Here is a 21,894-nt window from a genome sequence, read left to right as displayed (position 1 = left end):
TATTTTATATAGTCTATCATAAGAGTGTGAGAAATATTTGGATTATATGAACATGGAAATTTAATGTACATAATTAAAGAGATGTAATTAATATAATGTTGGGAGGAATTTAAGAAATGAATAAGAAAAATTTAGCAATGGCTATGGCTGCTGTTACTGTAGTGGGTTCTGCTGCTCCAGTATTTGCTGCTGACGTTGATCAAAACGTAGACGTAGACGGTAAAGGGTATACAGTAGTTCAGGATAAGTATGAAAAATTACTTAAGGAATTAAAATCAGGTTTAAAAAATGAAACAATAACAAAAGTAAGTATATATTTTGATGGTGAATTTATAACTACTGTAGATGCTGGTGAAAAAGCTGGTGATAAGTTAGAGACACTTACTAAAAATCAACTTAAAGGTTTAGGTGATGGAAAGTATGTGGAATTTGCAGTTAGATATAAAACTGAGGAATCTAGTACACCTGAAGCAGAAAAACTGACTCAAGATATGTTAAAAGCAGCTAAGAAAGATATAGAAGATAATGCTTCTAAAGAAATCATTGATGAAGCAAAGGATGATGGTTCAGCTAAAGGAATGGTAACAATTTCAGGTGATGTTACAACTAAAGCGTCTCCTCTTACATTAGGTAAGCTTGTGGATGCGCAATTATCATCTGATGGTAATACACTTACAATTAAACAAAAAAATCTTGGTGATCTAAGATATGGTGAAGTAGCTTCTACTGGTGTAACTGATGGAGACGATAAAGCAAAAGCTATTGTGTTTGAAGAACAAGTTTTCAATGTTGACGAAGAAAAAAGTATAAAATCGATAAGCGAATCAGCAAATGCATTTAAATTTAATGCAAATACTTTTAAGGTAAGTGGATTAGAGTTTAGTACTACAAGTAGTAGTGGAGGAAGTTCTACTCCTGAAACTAAAGATGTTACAATTAAAGTGATAAAAGCTGTAGAAAAAACAATAGATGTTAAATCTAACTCAAGTACAAAAGCTAAAGATTTAGCTAAACAATATGTATTTAAAGATGATAAAGTTGACAACGATGGTAATCCAGAAAAAGACAATTTAAGTTATATAGCTGAACATGTAAGCGAAGTAGCAGTGAGAGATACTGATGGTGATTTAACAGTAACTCTTTATCCAGAAGGAAAAAGATTAGGTACTTTATCTGCATCTACAAAAACACCAACTGACTTAGGAAATGAAAATGCACCAGCTAAAATAGTATTAAAAGCTTCAAAAGAAAAAGATTTAATAGATTATTTAGATGATTTAGTAACTTATAATAACAGCTACTCAAATGTGCAAGCTGTTGCAGGTAGTGATAGAATAGAAACTGCTATAGAATTAAGCCGTAAATTCTATAACTCTACTGATTCAAAAGCATTATATAAAAATCCAGTAAATAGTGTTGTACTAGTTGGTTCTCAAGCTATAGTTGATGGTTTAGTAGCATCTCCTTTAGCAGCAGAAAAAGATGCTCCTTTACTATTAAGTTCTAAAGATAAGTTAGATTCTTCAGTAAGAGCTGAAATAAAGAGAGTTATGGATTTAAATTCTTCAACTGGAATAAGCAATGAAAAAGAAGTTTTCATAGCAGGTGGAGTAAATTCTGTATCTAAAGCAGTTGAAAATGAATTAAAAGATATGGGTCTTAAAGTAACTAGATTATCAGGTGATGATAGATATGAGACTTCATTATCTATAGCTGATGAAATAGATATAGATGATAAAGCATATGTAGTAGGTGGAACAGGATTAGCAGATGCTATGAGTATAGCACCAGTTGCATCTCAATTAAAAGGTGGAGAAGCTACTCCAATCATTGTTGTAGATGGAAAAGCTGAGAAGTTATCTAAAGAAGCTGAAGATTTCTTAGATGATGCACAAGTTGATATAATCGGTGGAGAAAATAGTGTTTCTGCTAAAATGGAAGATTATATAGATGATGCTACTGGAAAATCTCCAGAAAGAATTAGTGGTGAAGATAGACAAGCAACTAATGCTGAAGTTATAAAAGAATACTTTGATAAAGATGGAGTTGAGAATTACTTCTTAGCAAAAGATGGTTCTACTAAGGAAGATCAATTAGTAGATGCTTTAGCAGCAGCAGCGGTAGCTGGAAACTTTGGTGCTGTATATGATGGTGATAAGGTAACTGGAACTCCATCTCCAGCGCCAATAGTATTAGCAACTGATAATTTATCAGCTGAGCAACATGTAGCTATAAGTAAAACAGTTAATGGCAATGGTGCTAAAAACTTAGTTCAAGTAGGACAAGGAATAGCTGATTCAGTTGTTAAGAAATTAAAAGAATTATTAGATATGTAATATAAATGCTATATATTAAAAAGGTTTCTCTTTTGAGAAGCCTTTTTTAATTAAACATATGCAGATAAAAAAAGAGGCTAAATTAGCCTCTTTTTAATGTGAGAAACACTTAAAAAATAAGATGTAATTATTTATTTAAGTATCATTATTATACTATACCTTAAAATAAATGTCTACTATTGTATCATTTTAATGTATAATAGTAAGTGGAAAACAAATTAGGAGGTAAATTAAATATGTCAGTTTTAGATGTAATACTAGACAAAACAGATGAATTAGAAATTAAAAAATTAAATAATATAGTAGATAAAATAGATGCTTTAGAAGATAAAATAAAAATACTAGATGATGAAGCATTAAAAAGTATGACAAATGTATTTAAGGATAGATTAAGTAAAGGAGAAACCTTAGATGACATATTGCCAGAAGCTTTTGCTGTTGTAAGAGAAGTATCAAAAAGAATATTAGGTATGCGTCAATATAGAGTTCAATTAATTGGTGGGATTGTATTACATCAAGGGAAAATAGCAGAGATGAGAACGGGAGAAGGAAAGACTCTAGTGGGAGTAGCTCCAGTTTACTTAAATGCATTGACTGGTAAAGGTGTACATGTCATCACAGTTAATGATTACTTAGCTCAACGTGATAAAGAGCTTATGCAACCAGTGTATGAATTCTTGGGATTAACAGTAGGAGTAATTATTAATGGGCAACAGCCAGCAGAACGAAAATTACAATATCAATGTGACATTACTTATGGTACAAATAATGAGTATGGATTCGATTATCTAAGAGATAATATGGTAACTCGGAACTCAGACAAAGTTCAAAGAGAACTGAACTTTGCTATAGTTGATGAGGTTGATTCAATACTTATAGATGAAGCTAGAACTCCACTTATAATTGCTGGTGGAGGAGACGAAGGTACTAAGCTATATGAACTTGCAAATGCTTTTATAAAAACTATAAAAGATGAAGATTTTGAAATGGATAGAAAAGACAACACAATAGCACTTACTGCAAGTGGTCTTAGTAAAGCAGAAAAATTTTTTGGAATAGAAAATATTACTCATATAGATAATATAGAAATTTTTCACCATGTAAATCAATCTCTAAGAGCACATAAATTAATGGATATAGATGTTGAATATGTTGTTAGAGATAATGAGATATTAATTGTAGACGAATTCACAGGGAGAATAATGGATGGAAGAAGGTTTACTGATGGTCTTCATCAAGCAATTGAAGCCAAAGAAGGTGTAAAGATAAATGATGAATCAAAGACCATGGCAACAGTAACATTTCAAAATTTCTTTAGATTATACTCTAAATTATCAGGTATGACAGGTACAGCAAAGACAGAAGAAAGTGAGTTTGAAACTACATATAAGATTAATGTTGTTCAGATACCTACCAATAAGCCTGTTATAAGAGCTGATTTGCATGATAAAGTATTTAAGACAGAACGTGCAAAGTACAATGCTGTTGTAGAAGAAATAATAAGAATAAATAAAACTAAACAACCAGTGCTTGTAGGGACAGTTTCAATTGAAAAATCTGAAAAGTTATCTAAACTACTTAAGAAGAAAGGGATAAAACATGAAGTCTTAAATGCTAAACAACATGATAAGGAAGCTGAAATAATATCTAAAGCTGGTAAATTAGGTTCCGTTACAATTGCTACTAATATGGCAGGTAGAGGAACAGATATATCACTTGGAGCTGGAGATAAAGAAGAAGAAGAAAAGGTGAAAGAGTTAGGTGGATTGTATGTTATAGGTACTGAAAGACATGAGACAAGAAGGATAGATAATCAGCTTAGAGGGCGTTCAGGAAGACAAGGTGACCCTGGAACTTCTAGATTCTTTGTAAGTTTAGAAGATGAAGTAATAAAATTATATGGTGGAAAAAGTATAGAGAAGATATTAAAAAGAATGAATGCAAATGAAGATGAAGCATTAGAAAGTAAGGCTTTAAATAGAGCAATAGAAAGAGCACAAAAAGGTATTGAAGGTAAAAACTTTGAACAAAGAAAGAATGTTCTAAAATATGATGATACTATCAATGAGCAAAGAAAAGTAATATATGATGAAAGAAATAAGGTACTGGATGGTTCTGATATTGAAGAAGAGATACAAAAAATGGTTATGGATATTATTAAAGATGCAGCTGAAAAATACTTAAAAAAAGTTAGAGATTATCATGGATATTTTAAATATCTATACAGTACTTTTATGCCAGCTGATACTCTATTAATTCCAAATTTAGATAAAAAGAGCGTTGAAGAAATAGTAGAACAAACTTATCAGATTTCAAAGCGTGTTTATGATCTTAAAAAGATGATGATTGGAATTGAAGAACTAGCTCAATTAGAGAAAAAAGTATTACTTCAAGTTGTGGATACTTATTGGGTCGACCATATAGATGCAATGGATCAGCTAAGACAATATATAGGTCTTAAATCTTATGCACAAAAAGATCCATTTAAAGAATATGCTATAGAAGGTTATGAGATGTTTGAAACTTTGAATAAGAATATAAGGATAACAACAGTACAATATTTGTACAAGTTTAACTAAAAAAGTGACCCTTTGGGTCACTTTTTTATATTAAAATTAAAGTACAATTTATCTTGCAATATAGTTTTATAAATAAACGTTTATATTAGTGAAAAAGAGGCTGAACGTCAGCCTCTTTTTCTGTGTGAGAAATACGGAAAAAAGAGATGCTTGAAATTTCTTTCTTCCATCTAATATTATACTATAAAGATAATAAAAAGTCCATGAGTTATCTCTATGATAAAAAAAAAAAATTACAATTTTGTTACTTTTTAGTATACAATAATAGATTTAAATTGTTATTGTTAACTTTTATTAATAAAATATCCAAATATTACAATATCTACAGTTTGTTGAAATAATATGCAAATTATATTATAATTGGTAAATAAGGAAAAAATGATAAATAACTGAATTTTTTAGGGGGAAAATATATGAATAAAAAAAGTCTTTCTTTAATTATGGCAGCTGCAATGGTAAGCACATCAGTAGCTCCAATTTTTGCTGAAGAAGCTACACAAGTAAATGAACAAATAATAACTAAAAATGAAAAAGATTTAAAAGATGTTAGAGGTGAATTAGAAGGAAATTCAAAGGTTAAATTGATAGCTGGAGACGATAGATATGAAACTGCAGTAGCTATAGCAAAACAAACGGAATACACTGATAATGTAGTTATAGTTAATTCAAATAAACTAGTTGATGGATTAGCAGCTACACCATTAGCTCAATCTAAAAAAGCACCTATATTATTAGCATCTGATAATGAAATACCAAAAGTAACTTTAGACTATATAAAAGATATAATTGAAAAAAATCCATCTGCTAAAATATATATAGTAGGTGGAGAGTCAGCAGTATCAAGTACAGCTAAAAAGCAATTAGAATCAATAACTAAGAATGTTCAAAGGATAGCTGGAGATGATAGACATACAACTTCTGTAGCAGTAGCAAAAGCTATGAGTTCTTTTAAAGAAGCATTTGTAGTAGGTGCAAAAGGTGAAGCTGATGCTATGAGTATAGCTGCTAAAGCTGCTGAACTTAAGGCTCCTATAATAGTAAATGGCTGGAATGATCTCTCAGCAGAAGCTATCAAATTGATGGATGGAAAAGAGATTGGCATAGTTGGTGGTTCTGACAATGTACCTAGCCAAATTGAAAATCAACTTGCTGATGTTGATAAAGATAGAAAAGTTCAAAGAGTTGAAGGAGAAACAAGACACGATACCAATGCTAAAGTTATAGAAACATATTATGGCAAATTAGATAAACTATATATAGCAAAAGATGGATATGGAAATAATGGTATGCTAGTAGATGCATTGGCAGCAGGACCTCTAGCAGCAGGTAAAGGTCCGATACTTCTAGCTAAAACTGACATAACAGACTCACAAAAGAATGTCCTTAGTAAAAAATTAAATCTTGGTGCAGAAGTAACTCAAATAGGTAATGGAATTGAATTGACTGTAGTCCAAAAAATAGGCAAAATACTAGGATGGTAATAATCAACAATATAGAAAAGGATTCCTTATTATTTATAGGAATCTTTTTCTATCGACATAATATACATCAAAGTATAACGTGTTCTTGACAGATAGGAGGATATAGTAGTGATAGAAGCAACATTGTTTTTTTCCCCACACCAAGATGATGAAACATTAAGTATGGGTAGTGCAATAATTGAACATGTAGAAAAAAGTGATACACATGTTATATTATGCACTGATGGTAGTAAGTCAATAATAAGAAAAGTATTAGATGATGGAGGGTCATGCTCTTATCATATTAAAGACGTGCATAAGTACTCTTTATCAGAAAGTGATTTTTCAAAAAAGAGAGATGAGGAATTTAAAGATAGCTGTAAAGCATTGGGAGTTAAAGAAAATAATATACATATAGAAGATAATAGGGCTCATGATGGAGAATTAAACAAAGAAAAAGCAAGAGATATAATACTAAAATACCTAGAAAAATATCCTAATGCTAAAGTGAAGACAGTAACACCATATAAGGCCCTTGGAATACATGAAGACCATAGGGCATTGGGTGAAGCAGCATTGGAATTATATAAAGAAGGAAAAATAAAAGATTTAAGGTTTTATGTAGAACCATACGATTATAATGATTTTAAAAAAGTTAATCCAAATGTTAGAGTATGGAAGGTATTGAGTAATCAAGAAGAGAAATTATTAAATGCTATGGATGCATATAAAAAGTGGAACCCTGAAAATGGCAGCTATGCAATTGGGTATCACTCTGTAAAACTGCATTTTGATGAGTTAAAATCTAAGAAAATGCAATATGTACATGCTCCATAGACATTAATAGAAAAATTAGGAGGATATAGTTAATGAAAATATCAAAGAGAATAATGTCACTTTTAACAGCCACTTTTTTTATCTTTGCATTGTCTATTAATATAGCTGATGCTTCATCAAAAGAAAGTCTAGTAGGTTCTGGTAGATGGGAAACTGCAATAAAAATTAGCCAAAATGGGTGGAAAGAGGCTACTAATGCGATACTAGTAAATGATAATTCTATAGCTGATGCATTATCTGCAACTCCATTTGCTAAATTGAAAGATGCACCTATTTTATTAACTCAAAGTGATAAATTGGATAGTAGAACTAAAGCAGAATTAAAAAGACTAGGTGTAAAAAATGTATACTTAATTGGAGGTATGAATACTTTAAGTACTAATATTGAAAAACAATTAAAATCAGAAAATATGACTTTTGAGAGAATTTCAGGCAATAGTAGATATGAAACATCTTTAAAATTAGCTGAAAGATTAGATAAAGAAAAGAGTATTTCTGATATAGTTGTAGTGAATGGAGAGAAAGGGCTAGCTGATGCAGTAAGTGTGGGTTCTGCTGCTGCACAAGAAAATATGCCAATTATACTTTCAGACCCTAATAATGGAATAAAAGTTGCAAATAACTTTATTAGTAGTAAAAATATAAAGAAATCTTATATAATTGGTGGTACATATTCTGTATCCAGTTCTATTGAACAAAGTTTACCTAATGTAAAAAGATTATCTGGAAATAATAGAAATGAAACTAATGCAAAGGTTGTAGAAGAGTTTTATAGAAATACAGATTTAAAAAATGCGTATATAACTAAAGATGGTATGAGAAAACAGGGAGATTTAATAGATTCTCTAGCTGTAGGTGTATTAGCAGCTAAAAATAGATCACCAGTTGTATTAGTAGGAAATACACTTGACTCTAGCCAATATGATATATTAAACACTAAAAGTTTTGATAATATTGTACAAGTAGGTGGGAATGGAAACGAAGATGCTGTGAAGGATATCCTTGATTTACAAGAAGAAACTATATATAGAGTTAAGACAGCAGATGAATTGGATGTTGCTCTAAGAAAAGCAGATGCTAATGATGTTATAACATTTAAACCTGATGATAATAAAAAGATTACTAGTTCATTTAGTATAGAAACTACAAAAGCTATAAATGTAGAACTTGAAGGATTGTATACACAAACAATAACTGTAGATATGCCAAATGGAGAATTGACTAATAAAGGGACATTAGATGGAACTGTGAAAATAATGGATATAAAAAATGGTACATTTATCAATGAAGGAGAGATAAATGATGTTGATGTTTATGATTCAAATGGATGCAAAATAGAGAATAAAAGTGATGGAGACATATGGGTTTTAACTATATCTAGTAGTGCCAAAGATGTAGATATAGAAAATAAAGGTGATATAAGTAAGGTTACAAATAATTCTACTAGTGTTATAATAAAAAATTCAGGAAATATTGACACTCTAAGTGGAATTAATGCACCAGCAATAAGTGGAAATAAACCTAGAGTTGATGATACAGATAAGGACGAAAAAAGAGCAAGTGGAATATATCCTACTTCAGAGCCTTTATCACCTGCAAGAGCTGGCTATGTAAGTGTAAAAATATTCACTAAACCTGAAGATACAAATTACAAAATTTATTATAGAGTAGTAAGCAGTAGACCATCTGCGTTATATATTGGGGATAGAATAGATACAGATGACTGGACTGCTGTACCATCTTCTGTTTTACCATTTACTATCAAAGCAGAAAACGGAGATTATATAGAAGCTGTTGAAATAAATTCTGATACTAAGAAAGTATCTAGATGGGGAAAATCTGACTACATAGATGATGGTTTTTATTTAAAGTCAGAAACTGCAAAAGGATTAAAGGCAGAGACTGAGTTTGAAGGAGATTATGTTAAGCTAACAGCAACAGGTTCTGATTCTGGATGTACAGTTTACTATAGAATAGTATCAAAGAAGCCAGCATCAATGAATGTTGGAGATAAAATCACTATATCTGATTGGGAGGAAATTACAACAAATAGAGTAAAGATAGATGTAAATGATGTAAAAGAAAAATATATAGAATTAGTTGAATTAGATGATTCTACTAATAAAGTGACTAGATGGGGAGTAAGTGATAAGGTAGTAGAATAGAATGTTTAATATAAAAAATAAAAACAGACTGTATCTTAATTGATTAGTCTGTTTTTTGTTTCCTAAAAATTATCATCTTACTAAATAAATAATTTAAAACTATAACAACTACATTAGTAAATATTTTCACTATAATATCATTTACAAAAAGTAAATCAATCATTACATACATAATAAACATTTCTATAATCCCAGAAAGTAATCTAAAACTAACAAAAGACAAAAATTCCTTAAATAAAAACCTTAGTTCGGTTATTTTACTTTCAAACACAAAAAACTTATTAGTAACATAAGCAAATAAAACAGCAAGTATCCATGCCAAAGCATTTGCAATCATAAAATTAAATAAAATAACTCTAGTAAAAAATAAATAAGAAACTATATTTACAAGGGTAGTAAATGCTCCAAAAAATAAATATAATATTGTCTCTTTATGTTTTTTAAAAATCAAATATAACCCTCCTAAACTAATCAAATATAACTACTCTTGAAGATTCTAACATATTTTAGTATAACATATCAATTAATTAATAAATCGACAGAATATAAAATATCATAAAAAATAAAATGATAACATTATACAATTAATATGCACTCATAATACATATTTTATCAAAATAAAATATGACCTTGATTTAGAAATCTGATATAATAAAAATTAAATACATATAAGGGGGTAAACATGAAAAAGTATAAATCAAAAAAATTGTCAAAGCTACTGGCATTGTTGACAGTTTGTTTTTTAATAGTGTCAACAATACCTGTCTCAGCAGAAAACAATAAAACTCTGAATGGAGTAGAAACTGCAGAGTACTCTGAAAGTTATCTTCAATATCTAGAAGATGTCAAAAATGGAGACACAGCCAAATATAATGGAGTAATACCAGTTCCGCATGAAATGGAAGGTACAATACTTCACAATAAGGGAAGAAGCACTCTTCCATCATCATACAAATCAAGTGCATCATACAATCCAATGAATTTAGGATTGACTACACCAGCAAAAAATCAGGGAGACCTTAACACATGTTGGGCATTTTCTAGTATGTCAACTTTAGAGTCATACCTAAAGCTAAAAGGCTATGGAACATATGACCTTTCAGAAGAGCACTTTAGATGGTGGTCAACTGGTGGAACACATGGATGGAATGTAGATGATATGTCAGGTAGTTCAAATGTAACAGCTATAGGATATCTGACTGCATGGGCAGGTCCTAAGTTAGAAAAGGATATACCATATAATCTTAAATCTGAGGTGCAAGGTGCAACTAGACCTTCAAATATGGATACTGCATCTACACAATTTAATGTAACAGATGTTGTTCGTCTTAATAAAGATAAGGAAACTGTAAAAAATGCTATAATGCAGTATGGTGCAGTGACATCTGGATATGCACATTATTCAAGATATTTTAATGATGATGAAACAGCATATAATTGTAATGATAGAAGTGTGCCTTTGAATCACTCTGTAGCGATAGTAGGATGGGATGATAATTATTCAAAAGATAATTTTGCATCTGATGTAAAACCAGAATCAAATGGAGCATGGTTGGTAAAAAGCAGTTGGGGAGAGTTCAATTCTATGAAAGGATTCTTCTGGATTTCTTATGAAGACAAAACTCTTTTAAAAGATACAGATAACTATGCAATGAAATCAGTATCAAAACCAGATAGTGATAAAAAAATGTATCAACTTGAGTATGCTGGTCTTAGCAAGATAATGTCAAATAAAGTAACAGCAGCAAATGTGTTTGATTTTAACAGAGACTCTGAAAAACTTGACTCTGTTATGTTTGAAACAGACTCTGTAGGAGCAAAATATGAAGTATATTATGCACCAGTAGTAAATGGAGTTCCTCAAAATAACTCAATGACAAAACTTGCAAATGGAACAGTATCATATTCTGGATACATAAATGTACCTACTAATTCTTACAGCTTACCAAAAGGTAAAGGGGCAATAGTAGTAGTTATAGACAACACAGCAAATCCTAATAGAGAAAAATCAACTTTAGCATATGAAACTGACATAGATGGATACTATCTATATGAAGCTAAAGCAAACTTAGGTGAAAGTTATATACTTCAAAATAATAAATTTGAAGATATAAATACATATAGTGAATTTTCTCCTTGTAACTTTGTTATAAAAGCTATAACAAAAACATCTTCTGGACAAGCTACTTCAGGAGAATCTTTAACTGGAGCAGATAGGTATGAAACAGCAGTTAAAGTTAGTCAAAAAGGATGGAGTTCTTCACAAAATGCAGTATTAGTAAATGGAAACGTAATAGTGGATGCTTTAACAGCAACTCCATTTACAGCAGCAATCGACTCTCCAATTCTTTTAACAGGAAAAGATAACTTAGATTCAAAAACTAAGGCAGAGTTACAAAGATTAGGAACTAAAAAAGTTTATCTAATAGGTGGAGAAGATTCTTTAAGTAAGAATGTACAAACTCAACTTAGCAATATGGGTATATCAGTAGAAAGAATTTCAGGTAGCGATAGATATAAGACTAGTATATCTCTAGCTCAAAAGCTAAACAGTATAAAATCTGTTTCACAAGTTGCAGTGGCAAATGGTGTAAATGGACTTCCAGATGCAATAAGTGTTGGTGCAGCAGCTGCTGATAATAATATGCCAATAATACTTACTAATGAAAAGAGTGAGTTACAAGGTGCTGATGAATTTTTAAATTCATCAAAAATAACTAAGTCTTATATAATTGGTGGTACAGCTACTTTATCATCAAATTTAGAAAGTAAGCTTTCAAATCCAACAAGACTTGCAGGAAGTAATAGAAATGAAACTAATGCTAAGATAATAGATAAATTCTATACTAGTTCAGATTTAAAATATGCTTTTGTTGTTAAAGATGGTTCAAAGAGTCAAGGAGACTTGATAGATGGGCTAGCAGTAGGAGCATTAGGGGCTAAAACTGATTCACCAGTAGTTCTAGTTGGGAATAAGTTAGAGGAAAGTCAAAAAACTGTACTTAAGTCTAAGAAAATAGAAACTCCTATTAGAGTTGGTGGAAATGGAAATGAAAGTGCTTTTAATGAACTAAATACTCTTTTAGGGAAATAGTGAATAGAAAGATAATAAATCGATATGTTTTATTATTAAAATATTTTAATAAAAGTTTATAAATATGAAATAGCAAAAATGGAGTGCCTTAAAATGGAGTGCCCTAAAATGAACTTTTTAGTTCATGAGGCACTCTTTTTTGTATGAAATTAAATATATTTTCATCATTTCAACAATGAGAAAGAGCGTATATCTATTTTAAGACAGCATATTTTTTATTGAGAAAAATGTAATAATTTTAAACTGTAAAATAGTGTAAAGATATTTTATAATATAAATATAGTAAGATTTTAAACAAAATAAGGGGGAATAATAATGAAAGCACCAAAAACTATTTTAACAATACTGACAATAGCGCTTACTTTAAGTAGCATTTCTATAATACCATCATATGCACTTACAGAGGAAAAACTAATAGGTAATGGTAGATACGAAACTGCTGTAAAGATAAGTCAAAAGGCATACGGCTCTAGTAATAATGTTGTGTTGGTTAATGATAATTCATTAGCTGATGCACTTTCAGCTACACCATTTGCAAAAGCTAAAGGAGCACCAATACTTTTGACAGAAAGTGATAAACTAGATGATAGAACTGAAAAAGAGATAAAGCGTTTAGGAGCTAAAGATATTTATTTAATAGGTGGTACTGCTGTACTTAATAAAGATATAGAGAGCAAATTAAAAAGTGAGGGACTTAATGTAGAAAGAATTAATGGTAAGGACAGATATGAAACTTCACTGATTTTGGCTAATAAGCTTAAGGATATAAAAGATATTAAGGAAGTTGCTGTGGTAAATGGTGAAAAAGGGTTGAGTGATGCTGTTAGCGTTGGAGCACCAGCAGCTCAAAATAAGATGCCTATAATTTTATCTAGCCCTCAGGATGGGGTAGAAGCCTTTGATAAATTTATAAGAGATGAGAAAGTTATAAAAGCATATGTAATTGGAGGTACGAATTCTGTTTCAAGAGCTGTGGAAAAGAGCCTTCCTAATGCAGAAAGATTGAGTGGAAAGGATAGAAATGAGACTAATGCTAAAGTTATAGAAAAGTTTTATTCTGATACGAATTTAAGCAATCTATATGTGACTAAGGATGGTAGCAAAAATGAAAATCAATTAATAGACTCGTTAGCAGTTGGAGTGTTGGCTGCAAAAAATGAATCTCCTGTTGTTTTGGTTGGTGATAAATTAAATACAAAACAGAGAGATATACTTAGTACTAAAAAATTAAGTATTATAACGCAGGTAGGTGGAAGTGGAAATGAAGAGGCTTTTGACGAGATTAAGAGTTTACAAGAAAAAACTGTATTTGAAGCCAAAACAGTTGAGGAATTAACTGATATGATGAATATCGCAAGTCCTAATGACATTATTAACTTTAGCCCCAAAGAAGATACTGTAAATGAAGCTTTTAGGATGGTAACAAATAAACCAATAACTGTGAATATAAATAGGGATTGCTTAAAAACTATTACAATAGATATGCCTAATGGTGAAGTAAATAACTATGCTACTTTGGTAAATGTTATAGTTAGAAATATTGGAGAAGGTGGATTTAATAATCATGATACAATAACTATATTGTCAGTTCGTGACAAAAATGGTAGAGTTATAGAAAATACTAGAAATTCAGATATAGAAACAATGATGATATTAGCTTCTGCCAATGATACAAAGTTAATTAATGATGGATATATAGGAAAGCTTATAGATAATTCATCTAATAGTGATATAACTAATAATGGTACTATAGATAAAAAAGTTAATCAGCTTGAGGATTTAGAGGCTAAGGTCGATTCAATTGAAAAAGCTATAGATTCTATAAGCCAAAAAATCAATAAAATACAAGATATACTAGATAAGCTTGGATTTCTAAAGAAATTCCTTAGCTAAAAATATGTATATTTAAGTGAACTGTGTGTTGGAATTATATCTAAGATGTATATTTAAATATATTTATAGATAAATAGGCTTATAGCTAAATATATAGTTCAATATATGTTTAAATAAATTTTTGGGAGGTAACATGGGGAGCGGAATTGAATGTAACAAAAAAATACATAAAAGTATTGACAAAACTAGAATAAAGAAAAATAATCTAAATAGCAATAGCAATAGCAATAGCAATAGCAATAGCAATAGCAATAGCAATAGCAATAGCAATAGCAATAGCAATAGCAATAGCAATAGCAATAGCAATAGCAATAGCAATAGCAATAGCAATAGCAATAGCAATAGCAATAAAATTTCAAATAATAGTGTAGATTCTAAACTTATGAATAGCAGAGTTAAATCAATAGATATAATAAGAGGGCTATCAATAGCCCTCATGATAGTTTGTAATAATCCTGGTACTTGGATGAGAATGTATCCTCAACTAAGACATGCTATATGGCATGGTGTAACACTTGCAGACTTTGCATTTCCTTTTTTTGTTATATCCTTAGGTGTTACAATTCCAATATCAATAAACAGTAAACTAAAGAATAATAAATCTACAATACAAATAATACTAAGTATATTTAAGAGAAGTATTTTACTAATGTTGTTTGGATTTTTCTTAAATTACCTAGGAAATCATGACTTAAATACTGTAAGAATACTTGGAGTGCTTCAACGTATGGGACTAGTATACCTTGTAACTAGTCTAGTGTATTTACTGCTAAAAAAGCTAAATGTAGGAAGTACTGCAACTATAATTACTTTCTTATGTATATCTGCATTGATAATAGTGGGGTACTATATATTAGCAAAACCTTATGGGTTTGAGCTAGAAGGTTCTCTTGCACAATTAGTGGATTTACATTTCTTTAAAGGGCATTTGTATAAACCAGAGTTTGAACCAGATGGCTTTTTAACTAGTATAGTAGCAATTTCTTCAGGAATGTTGGGATGTACTATGGGATGTGTTCTTTTAAAAGAAAGTATAGGAGAATATAAAAAATTTTTTAAAATATTAGTTATGAGTATAATTTTACTAATAGGTGCTTTTATATTTAATCAATACTTTCCATTTAATAAAAGGTTATGGTCTAGTTCATTTGTACTTTTAATGGCTGGAAGTTATGGTATATTACTGTCAATATTTTACTTTATATGTGACATTAGAAATAAAAGTAAAATATTTACCCCAATAATAGCACTTGGAAGTAGTCCCATTTTTACATATATGTGTCTCGAGATATTAAGCCATGTTTTTTGGAATGTTCCAAAACTTACAGATAAAGTCGATTATCCAACTACCTTGGTAGAGTGGACTACATATGAACTTATAACACCTTGGGTAGGTACAACTTGGGATTCTCTTGTATTTTCTTTACTATACGTCTTATTCTGGGTTATAGTAATGTCTATTATGTATAAGAAAAAAATATTTATCAAAATTTAGTGTAATATTTTCTAGACAAGAATTCCTTTGTTTTGTTCAAATATACAGAAACTATCAAATATAATCAAAATTTCTCCTCGATAAAATTTAAAAAGCATGCCATAAAAGATTACAAAAAGTTTACAATTTGTAATTTTTTGTGCTATAATGAAAAAAGATTTACATAATATTGAATTTATGTAATATAAAGCAAGCTTAAGATGTATTAAAAAAGATTTAGAGATTTAAAGGTCCAAAAAAATTAGGGGGGATATGATGAAAAAAACAACAAAATTATTGGCAACAGGAATGTTGTCTGTAGCAATGGTGGCACCAAACGTAGCTTTAGCAGCGGAAAATACTACTGCAAATACAGAATCTAATTCAGATATTAATATAAATTTACAAAGAAAAAGTGTAGTGTTAGGAAGTAAATCGAGTGCAAGTGTAAAATTTAAAGAAAAATTAAATGCTGATTCAATAACATTAAATTTTATGTGTTATGATATGCCACTTGAAGCTACTCTAAATTATAATGAGAAGACAGATACATATGAAGGTGTAATAAACTATAACAAAGACCCAGAATATTTAAATGTATGGGAACTTCAAAGCATAAAAGTAAATGGTAAAGATGAACAGAAGGTTTTAAATAAAGAAGACTTAGAGTCTATGGGATTAAATCTTAAGGATTATGATGTAACACAAGAATTTATAATAAGTGATGTAAATTCAACAAAAGCAGTAAATGAATATATGAGAAAAACTTCTGCACCAGTAAAAAAACTTGCTGGAGCTACTAGATTTGAAACTGCTGTTGAGATAAGTAAACAAGGTTGGAAAGATGGAGCCAGTAAAGTTGTAATAGTTAATGGAGAACTAGCAGCAGATGGAATCACAGCTACTCCACTTGCATCTACTTATGATGCACCAATATTACTTGCAAATAAGGATGATATACCAGAAAGCACAAAAGAAGAATTAAAACGTCTAAATCCAAGTGATGTAATAATCATAGGTGATGATGGTTCAGTTTCACAAAAGGCAGTGTCTCAAATTAAATCTGCTGTGAATGTAAATGTAACTCGTATTGGTGGGGTTGATAGACATGAAACATCTTTACTTATAGCAAAAGAAATAGATAAGTATCATGATGTTAATAAAATATACATAGCAAATGGTTATGCTGGTGAATATGATGCTCTTAATATTTCACCAAAAGCAGGTGAAGACCAACAACCTATAATATTATCTAATAAAGACTCTGTACCACAAGGTACATATGATTGGTTATCTTCACAAGGTTTAGAAGAAGTTTATTACATAGGTGGTAGTCAAAGTTTATCATCAAAAATTATAGACCAAATATCTAAAATAGCAAAAAATGGCACTTCAAAAAATAGAGTTTCTGGAGCAGATAGACATGAAACAAATGCAAAGGTAATTAAGACTTTCTATCCAGATAAAGAGTTGAGTGCAATGTTAGTTGCAAAATCTGACATAATAGTTGACTCAATAACAGCAGGACCTTTAGCAGCTAAATTAAAAGCTCCAATACTTATAACTCCAAAAACTTATGTTTCTGCATACCATAATACAAACTTATCAGAAAAAACAGCAGGAACAATATATCAAATTGGTGATGGAATGAAAGATAGTGTTATAAGTTCTATAGCATCTAGTTTATCAAAACACAATGCACCAATAGATGGAAATTCAGGAACATCAACAGGAAAAACTGTAGTGATAGACCCAGGTCATGGGGGGTCTGATTCAGGAGCAACAAGTGGGCTGAACGGTGGAGCACAAGAAAAGAAATATACTCTTAATACAGCACTTGCAACTACTGAATATTTACGTTCAAAAGGTATAAATGTTGTTATGACTAGAGATACAGATAAAACAATGGCTTTAGGAGAAAGAACAACTTTATCAAATACTATAAAGCCAGATTTATTTACAAGTATACATTACAATGCATCTAATGGAGCTGGTAATGGTGTGGAAATTTATTACAAAGTAAAAGATAAGAATGGTGGGACAACTAAGACTGCAGCATCAAATATCTTAAAAAGAATACTAGAAAAATTTAACATGAAAAATAGAGGAATTAAAACAAGAACACTTGCAAATGGTAATGATTACCTGTATGTTTTAAGAAACAATAACTATCCAGCAATACTTGTTGAATGTGCATTTATAGACAATAAGAGTGATATGGATAAGTTAAATACTGCAGAAAAAGTAAAAACAATGGGAACTCAAATTGGAATAGGAATAGAAGATACAGTAAAATAAAAAATATTAAAGCAAAACATATCATCTCCTGTTATAATGTAAAATATAACAAGAGATGATATATTTTTGTAAAGAATCAAATTGTTTACAATGATGTTTCTTGTATTGATAATCTGCTCATTATTGAGTATAATATAGAAATAAGTCAAAAATAAGATAGAAATAAGTTGAAATTAAGAATTAAAAAATTTTTATTCCAATATGGAGGTAACTATGTCTGGATATACTAATGATGAGTGTGAAATACCTAAAATTAAAAGCTATCCAGGGGCAGATAAAGAAATTGCAAGTGAGATTGACTATAGCATAGTAAAAGGAACAATTTTATTTGATTTGTACCAGAGAATTATGGATTTAGTCTTATCTATAATAGGGCTTGTGATAGGTTTACCTTTAATAGCAATATTTGGAATTCTTATTAAAATAGAGGACAAAGGACCAATAACTTATAAGCAAGAAAGACTAGGAAAATGCGGGAGAAGATTCTATATATATAAATTAAGATCTATGAGAACAGACGCAGAAAAATTTGGCGCACAATGGGCTGAAAAAGATGATCCTAGAATAACTAAGGTTGGAAAGTTTATTAGGAAAACTAGAATTGATGAGATTCCACAGCTGTTTAATATATTAAAGGGGGATATGGGCTTAATAGGCCCTAGACCAGAGAGACCAAACTTTACTGTTCAATTTAATGAGGAAATACCTGGATTTATCAACAGGCTTGCTATAAAACCTGGGCTTACAGGTTGGGCACAAGTAAATGGTGGATACGAAATCACTCCTGAAGAAAAACTTAAAGAAGATATTTACTATATAAAAAATAGGAGTATATTACTTGACTTTAAGATACTCTTTAAAACTGTTAAAGTAGTATTGACAGGAGACGGAGCTAGATAATTTTAAAATATTAGATTACTAATCAATGAAAAAGCTCTTTAAAAAGAGCTTTTTTATTGTCAAAAAATACAAAAAAGAAAAGGAATGAGAACTTATGATTAAAAAAATTTCTACTATATTATCGTTAGTTTTGTTAATCTCTATTTCTAGTACTATAGGAGTATTTGCAGATTCAAATCCTAAAAGAGAGTTGATAGAAGGAAGTATACCAGAAATTTCAACAGAATTAAATAAAAGAGCATTTAAGAATTCTAAAGAAGTAATTCTTGTAAATGAAGATTCAATTGTAGATAGTATAAGTGCAACACCTTTAGCATATACAAAAAATGCTCCAATAGTTGTAACTAAGAGTAAAAATCTTGGTAGAGTGACTAGAAATTATTTAAAAGAACTAGGTCCAGAGAAGGTTACGATAGTAGGTGGTTTAAAGGCAGTATCTAAAGATGCTGAACGTAATATAGAAAAAATGGGAATGAAAGTAGAAAGAATAAGAGGAAAAGACAGATATGATACATCTCTAAAGATAGCTAGAGAAATGTATAGAACAGTAGGATTTGATAAAGCATTTTTACTTAGCTCAACTACGGGATTAGAGAATGCCATATCTGTATATTCTTATGCTGCTAAAAGTGGGATGCCAATAATATGGGCTAAAGATGAAGGCTTTGAAGAACAAATTGATTTTTTAAAAGGTAAAAACCTTGAAAAAATATATGCGTTAGGTGATTCAAAAGAATTTATTGCAGAGATTGATTCTAACTTAAAAAATATAGAAGGTATAAAGCAAATAAATAAGTCAAGTACAAATGTAGATTTAATAAAGAAGTTTTATGATGAAAAAGATATAAAGAAAATCTATACTGCTAGATTAGACTTTGGTAGTAGATCTGATGTAAACGAATATATTTCTTTGGGAGTAGTATCAGCAAAAGAAAATATGCCAATACTGATTTGTAGTGATAATTTAAGTCGTGCACAAGATAAATTCTTGAAAAATAGTAATATAAATGATGTAGTTGAAGTTGGATATACAGTAGGTGATTATAGTCTACTTAAGAGTATATTTAATCTAACATTCTTATCTTGTATAATATTAATACTACTATTACTATTGATTACATTTAGGGCACTTAGATATGAGTCGAAATAGTTTTTGATTTATAAGGAAGCTTTTCATAGGTTAAATTTACTTAGTCAAAATAATGTTTATAAGCAGTTTTAAAAGTTCTACTTTTAGAGTTTAAATTAGATAAGGAGAAAGAAAATGTCAAAAACAGCTAAAGCAGCATTGTGGATTATGGCAGCCACTATGTTTTCAAAAGTATTAGGTTTCCTTAGAGAGCTTGTACTTGCAAATTTCTATGGGACAGGTATGTATGCAGATGTGTTTGTATTAACATTAAATATACCTGGTTTAATCATAGCAGTCATAGGCTCTGCAATTGCTACAACTTATATACCTATGTACTTTGAGACAAAGAAAAGACTCGGAGATGAAGGTGCCTTAAAATTTACTAATAATGTTTTAAATATATGCTATATAATGGCTATAGTAATAGCTATTATTGGGCTTTTATTTACAGAGCAATTTGTTACAGTATTTGCAGCAGGATTTAGAAATGACCCTGCTAAGTTCCAAGCAGCAATATTATTTACTAAAATAATGATTTCAGGAGTTTTGTTCCTGAGTGGAAGTAAAATATTTAGTTCATTTTTACAGGTAAATGATAGTTTTGTAATTCCTGGGCTTATAGGAATTCCATATAATATTATAATAATAGCAGCAATAGCACTAAGTGCAGGTAAAAATATATGGATACTACCAGCAGGAGCACTATTTGCTATGGCGAGTCAACTATTATTTCAACTTCCATTTGCATTTAAGAAGTCCTACAAGTATAAGCCGTATATAAATTTAAAGGATGAGTCTATAAAAGAATTAGTTAACCTAGTATTGCCTATGTTAGTAGGAGTAGCTGTTGGACAGTTAAATATATTTGTTGACAGGCTATTGGCAACTACTTTGGGAGATGGTAAGTTGTCTGCTCTTAACTATGCAAATAGGTTAAATGAGTTTGTTATGGCATTATTTGTTACATCTATAATAACAGTTATATATCCTAAATTAGCAAAAATGTCAGGTAAAGATAACAAAGAAGGATTTATAAGCACTATTGTAAAATCGTCAAATTGCATTATATTGGTGGTGCTTCCTATATCTATAGGAGCTATTATATTAGCAGAACCTCTTGTTAGGATATTATTCCAAAGAGGTAAATTTGATGCGTTATCAACAGACCTTACATCTATAGCTCTTAGATTATATTCACTAGGCTTACTGGCTTGTGGAGTAAGAGATGTTTTATATAGGGCATTTTACTCTCTTTCAGACACAAAGACGCCGATGATAAATGGAAGTATAGCTTTAATAATAAATATAGTTCTTAATTTGATATTAATAAGACCACTGGGGCATGCAGGGATTGCTATATCAACTAGTACGTCTAACATAATTACAGTTATATTATTATTTATATCTCTTAAAAAGAAAAATGGATATTTTGGAGGAGATAAAATTATAAAGACTGGTTTAAAAAGTTTAGTAGCATCTGGTGTGATGGCAGTAGTCACTTTATTGATATATAGTAATCTATATGTATTTATAGGTGCAGGAACAATTAAAGAAATTATATCAGTTGGAGCTGGAGTATTAGGTGGAGCTTCTGTATATACGATATTGATAGTTTTATTTAAGGTAGAAGAGATGGATTTAGCTTTTGAATTTTTAAAAAAAGGAAAACAAAAACTACTTAAAAGATAGATATTTGCCTTGAAATTTTAAATTAGAGTCAGAAAGG

Annotated in this window: 12 protein-coding genes and 1 pseudogene; 12 read left to right on the top strand and 1 reads right to left on the bottom strand. The window is 30.1% G+C overall.

The features are described 5' to 3' along the window. The first annotated feature begins 116 nt into the window (after nt 1-116). From slpA to JJC02_13535, 5 genes and pseudogenes are all read left to right on the top strand, one after another. The gene (gene slpA, locus JJC02_13555) at nt 117-2,336 is read left to right on the top strand and encodes an S-layer protein SlpA (protein ID UDN53915.1); all 2,220 of its coding nucleotides are present in this window, start codon (nt 117-119) and stop codon (nt 2,334-2,336) included. A gap of 236 nt (nt 2,337-2,572) precedes the next feature. After that, nucleotides 2,573-4,915 (top strand): preprotein translocase subunit SecA, encoded by a 2,343-nt coding sequence (gene secA, locus JJC02_13550; protein UDN53914.1) that lies wholly within the window; start codon nt 2,573-2,575, stop codon nt 4,913-4,915. Nucleotides 4,916-5,439: 524 nt separating this feature from the next. Then, nucleotides 5,440-6,396, top strand: a pseudogene (locus JJC02_13545) (cell wall-binding repeat-containing protein). 108 nt (nt 6,397-6,504) lie between these two features. Then, complete coding sequence (locus JJC02_13540) at nt 6,505-7,212, top strand: PIG-L family deacetylase (protein UDN53913.1); 708 nt, start codon at nt 6,505-6,507, stop codon at nt 7,210-7,212. Between the two features lie 32 nt (nt 7,213-7,244). Further along, entirely contained in the window at nt 7,245-9,377 is a 2,133-nt protein-coding gene (locus JJC02_13535; protein UDN53912.1) for a cell wall-binding repeat-containing protein, read from the top strand. Between the two features lie 43 nt (nt 9,378-9,420). Here the strand turns inward: JJC02_13535 and JJC02_13530 are convergent, their stop codons facing one another. Next, a complete protein-coding gene (locus JJC02_13530; GenBank protein ID UDN53911.1) occupies nt 9,421-9,828 on the bottom strand; it encodes a GtrA family protein in 408 nt (135 codons plus the stop codon). Nucleotides 9,829-10,059: 231 nt separating this feature from the next. Between JJC02_13530 and JJC02_13525 the strand changes: the two genes are divergently transcribed. From JJC02_13525 to murJ, 7 genes are all read left to right on the top strand, one after another. Then, the gene (locus JJC02_13525) at nt 10,060-12,471 is read left to right on the top strand and encodes a cell wall-binding cysteine protease Cwp84 (GenBank protein ID UDN53910.1); all 2,412 of its coding nucleotides are present in this window, start codon (nt 10,060-10,062) and stop codon (nt 12,469-12,471) included. A gap of 315 nt (nt 12,472-12,786) precedes the next feature. Then, on the top strand, nt 12,787-14,364 hold the full coding sequence (locus JJC02_13520; protein ID UDN53909.1) for a cell wall-binding protein Cwp5: 1,578 nt from the start codon (nt 12,787-12,789) through the stop codon (nt 14,362-14,364). A 133-nt stretch (nt 14,365-14,497) separates the two neighbouring features. After that, on the top strand, nt 14,498-15,859 hold the full coding sequence (locus JJC02_13515; GenBank protein UDN53908.1) for a DUF5009 domain-containing protein: 1,362 nt from the start codon (nt 14,498-14,500) through the stop codon (nt 15,857-15,859). Between the two features lie 255 nt (nt 15,860-16,114). Next, on the top strand, nt 16,115-18,136 hold the full coding sequence (locus tag JJC02_13510; GenBank protein ID UDN53907.1) for an N-acetylmuramoyl-L-alanine amidase: 2,022 nt from the start codon (nt 16,115-16,117) through the stop codon (nt 18,134-18,136). A gap of 213 nt (nt 18,137-18,349) precedes the next feature. Continuing rightward, nucleotides 18,350-19,036 (top strand): sugar transferase, encoded by a 687-nt coding sequence (locus tag JJC02_13505; protein ID UDN53906.1) that lies wholly within the window; start codon nt 18,350-18,352, stop codon nt 19,034-19,036. Between the two features lie 94 nt (nt 19,037-19,130). Continuing rightward, nucleotides 19,131-20,186: a cell wall-binding protein Cwp7 gene (locus JJC02_13500; protein ID UDN53905.1), complete on the top strand. Its 1,056-nt coding sequence runs from the start codon at nt 19,131-19,133 to the stop codon at nt 20,184-20,186. A gap of 114 nt (nt 20,187-20,300) precedes the next feature. After that, a complete protein-coding gene (gene murJ / locus JJC02_13495) occupies nt 20,301-21,857 on the top strand; it encodes a murein biosynthesis integral membrane protein MurJ (GenBank protein ID UDN53904.1) in 1,557 nt (518 codons plus the stop codon). Nucleotides 21,858-21,894: the final 37 nt, after the last annotated feature.

The organism is Clostridioides sp. ES-S-0054-01 (genome assembly GCA_021561035.1).
In the GTDB taxonomy this organism is placed as follows: domain Bacteria; phylum Bacillota; class Clostridia; order Peptostreptococcales; family Peptostreptococcaceae; genus Clostridioides.
Note: the sequence above shows the minus strand (reverse complement) of the source record. Positions and strands in the feature narration are given on the sequence as shown.